Here is a 3,800-nt window from a genome sequence, read left to right on the forward strand (position 1 = left end):
GTGACAGAGATCCTGACGTTGATCGATGGCGCCGTCGAGGTCGGCGACATCGGTGCGACCGTGGAGCTCCGAGGTGGCGAGAGCCACGCGTTCGCGGGCGATCGGGCCCACCTGTACCGGGGAATCGCCGATCGATCCACCGCCATCCTGGCTATGAGATACCCGGCGCCGAAGACGGAATCAGCGCAGCGGGGACCAATGTCGGTGGCGCCTGCCGCCGAGGTCGCGCTCGGTCGCGCATCAATGGGGCTCGCAAGGCAGGACGCCTGTGAGGTGGCCCCACGGCGTCACCTGCTACCCGAAGTCGCCCGGGGCCATGTCCGCGAAGCGCGAGAAGTGGCCCTGGAAGGCCACGGTGATCGTGTCGGTCGGGCCGTTGCGGTGCTTGGCGACGATGAGGTCGGCCTCGCCGGCGCGCGGGTTCTCCTTCTCGTAGGCGGCTTCGCGGTGCAGCAGGATGACCATGTCGGCATCCTGCTCGAGCGATCCCGACTCGCGCAGATCCGACAGCGCGGGCTTCTTGTCGGCGCGCTGCTCCGGCCCACGGTTCAGCTGCGAGAGCGCCACGACGGGCACCTGCAGCTCTTTCGCGAGGAGCTTGAGGGCCCGCGAGAACTCCGAGACCTCCTGCTGGCGCGACTCGACGCGCTTGCCCGAGGTCATCAGCTGCAGGTAGTCGATGACCACCATCTTCAGCCCGGCGCGCTGCTTGAGGCGCCGGCACTTGGCGCGGATCTCGACGAGCGTCATGTTCGGGCTGTCGTCGATGTAGAGCGGGGCGTCGTTGATGCGCCCGCGGGTGGCGGCGATGCTCGCCCAGTCGCGCCGGTCGAGGGTGCCCTTGCGCATCGCCTGCAGCGGGACCGCCGCCTCAGCGCTCATCAGGCGCATGGCGATCTCGCTGCGTCCCATCTCGAGCGAGAAGAAGATCGTCGGCAGCGTGTGCCCGATCGCCGCGGAGCGAGCGAAGTCGAGCGCGAGCGTCGACTTGCCGAGGGCGGGACGCGCGGCGATGATGATCAGCTGCCCCGCATGCAGGCCGTTGGTGAGCTGATCCATCCCGCTGAAGCCGGTGGGCACTCCGGTGAGCTCGCCGTCGCGACCCGTGGCCGCCTCCATCTCGCCGACGGCCGCGTCCACGGCGACCTCGAGGGGGACGTAGTCCTCGGCGTTCTGCGAGCCGGTGACCTGGTAGATCTCGGCCTGCGCGTTGTTGACGAGATCGAGCGGCTCACCCTGGCCCGAGTACCCCATCTGCACGATGCGCGTCCCGGCATCCACGAGTCGGCGCAGCACCGCCTTCTCGGCGACGATCGACGCGTAATACCCTGCGTTCGCCGCGGTGGGCACGATCGAGGTGAGCGTGTGCAGGTAGTCGACCCCGCCGGCCCGCTGCAGCTCTCCCGTCTTGATGAGCTCGTCGGTGACGGCCACGACGTCGGTGGGCTCACCGTGCGAGTAGAGCGAGAGGATCGCCTCGTAGATCACCTCGTGCTTGGGAACGTAGAAGTCCGACCCGCGCAGCGTGTCGGTGACATCGGCCACAGCATCGGTCGAAAGCAGCATGCCGCCGAGCGCGCTCTGCTCGGCGAGCAGGTCGTGCGGGGGCGTGCGCTCGTTCGACCGGCCCTCGTACGGACCCCCCAGCCGCTCTTGCGAGACATCGGCGATCGACAACGTCACTCCTCACTGTTCGGGTCGCGCGCGAGCGCACGAAAGCGGAGCAGGGAGCGTGGCTGGATGCTTCGCGCCCTGTCATCAGGAGATCACCGACGTCTGACATCGCTGTCATCATCGAACGATCGCCGCCCAGTTCCCCCCGAGCCGGCTCCCACGCTATGAGGCCCCCTCGACACCTGCAACCCGGCCTGTGGATAACTCTGTGGATGCTTTGCGAGAAACGCCGACACGTCTGTGCAGAACACCTGTGGACAACCGACCCCAGGGCCATCTTCGGCAACTTTTTCTTGCGGATTCACCTGGGATTTCTCTTTCCATCCCCCTGTGGATGGGCATGTGATTGAAGTGTGCGTTGAAGGTTTGCCGATGCGCCCGCAGGGTGTGTACAAACGACACGCCCGGCCGCCGCGGCGCGACCCGCGCAATCACGCGGATCGCGGCCGCATCGGCGGTCCGGGTGGACGCGCAAGGCGATGACGGCTAGCATCGCGCTCACCGGGATCGACCCGGGTGGCGACGGTGCAACGGGGGTGAGCACATGGAAGCCGCGCGACGCGACGCCGCAGCGCGCCGCCTGCGGCTGCTGATCATCGCGTGCGCCGCAGGCTTCCTCTGGGCGCTGCTGACGGTGTTCGGACAGGCGTCGCCGTCGTCCGCCGCGCAGGATGACGACCAGGGCTCCGGCCTCCTCGGCCTCGTGGGCGGTGCGGTGGGCGCGGTGGGCGATGTCACCGGTGGCGTCGTCGGCGCCGTCGACGACGTCGCGCAGGCGACCGTCAAGGTCGTCGAGCCGGTCGTCGCACCGGTCGTCGCAGTGCTTCCGGCCCCGGTGAAGGAGCCGGTCGCCCAGCTGGCGAGCACGGCCGTCTCGACGGTCGCCGCGACCGCCAAGGCCGCCGACACGCTCGTCGTCTCGACTGCGCAGCGCCTCACCGACACCGTGAGCGACGTGGCCGCCGGCACGCCGCTGGCACCGGTCGTCGGCAGTGTCGGAACACTCGACCCGCTCCTTCCGGACGTCGGCGCGATCGGAGTCGTCGACGACGTCGTCGCTGTGGTGGGAGGCACGACGCCCGCCCCCGGCGAAACGGTCTTCCCCGGTGAGCCGCTCGCCCCGGGCGCACCGGTCGCCCCGGCCATCCTGAACCCGACGCTCGTGCCGGCACCCTCCGTCGCTCCCGACCTGCTCGCGGCTGCACCCCGCGCCCTCGGGGCGGTGGCCCAGACGCTGCAGGTGGCGCAGGCATCCGCCCTCGAATCCCTTCGCCTGGCTCTCGTGGCGCCGTTCACGGGCGGTACAGCCCTGCCCGGCACCGCGGGCATCGGCGGCTCGCTCGCGGTCGCCGCAGGGCTCCTCGCGGCGCTGATGGCCGCGTGGCCGCGCATTCCGCTGCTCGTGCGGGCGCGCGCCGGAGCAGGCGACGAACGGCTTCCCCGCAGACCGGTCTTCGAAACCGATCACTCTCCCGACTGAGTCGGCCGTGCCGTGCCCTTGTGCACGGCAGCATCGCGGCGCGCTCCGAGCGCGTCGATGATCCGGCGCGCCATCCGGCGCGCACGGCCAGACCTCACTCAGGAGAAGGACATGCACAGGAACATCAAACGAGCGCTCCTCGGGGTGCTCATCGGGGGCGGGATCTCGCTCCTCGGAACGGTCGCCGCGCAAGCGGCGGAGACCAGCGGCGACGACGGCATCGGGTCGGGCACCCAGGCGCTGATCGATGTCGACCTGCCCGTCACGGTGGCAGGCAACGCGCTCTCGCTGCTGGGCGACGCGCTCAGCAGCGGGGCGACGACGAGCGCTCCGCCCGCGCAGCCGACGGCAACGAGCTCGTCAGCCACGACCTCCGGGGCCGGCGGCCTGCTGTCGGGGACGCAGGGGATCATCTCCGTGTCGGTGCCGGTCACCGTGGGAGGAAACGCGATCTCGGTCGTCGGCGACAGCACCACGACCGACGCGACCACCCAGTCGGCGCCGGCATCGAGCGGCGGCGACGGAGTGCAGGCGGTCACCAGCGGGTCGGATGCCGTGGCCTCCGGCACGCAGGTGGTCGCCCCTGTCACGGTGCCCGTGACCATCGGCGGCAACGCCATCTCCCTCATCGGAGACAGCACCACCA

Annotated in this window: 2 protein-coding genes and 1 pseudogene; 2 read left to right on the plus strand and 1 reads right to left on the minus strand. The window is 70.2% G+C overall.

Annotated features, from left to right (window positions below; genetic code table 11):
- Window positions 1-294: 294 nt before the first annotated feature.
- Complete coding sequence (gene dnaB / locus ACIWQI_RS04330; protein WP_396655885.1) at window positions 295-1,677, minus strand: replicative DNA helicase; 1,383 nt, start codon at window positions 1,675-1,677, stop codon at window positions 295-297.
- Between the two features lie 541 nt (window positions 1,678-2,218).
- Between dnaB and ACIWQI_RS04335 the strand changes: the two genes are divergently transcribed.
- Window positions 2,219-3,154, plus strand: coding sequence for a hypothetical protein (locus ACIWQI_RS04335; RefSeq protein WP_396655886.1), 936 nt, complete (start codon window positions 2,219-2,221; stop codon window positions 3,152-3,154).
- A 111-nt stretch (window positions 3,155-3,265) separates the two neighbouring features.
- Window positions 3,266-3,800 (plus strand): annotated as a pseudogene (locus ACIWQI_RS04340) (hypothetical protein); the annotation flags it as partial.

The sequence above is a fragment of the Microbacterium sp. genome, assembly GCF_044508325.1.
In the GTDB taxonomy this organism is placed as follows: Bacteria; Actinomycetota; Actinomycetes; order Actinomycetales; family Microbacteriaceae; genus Microbacterium.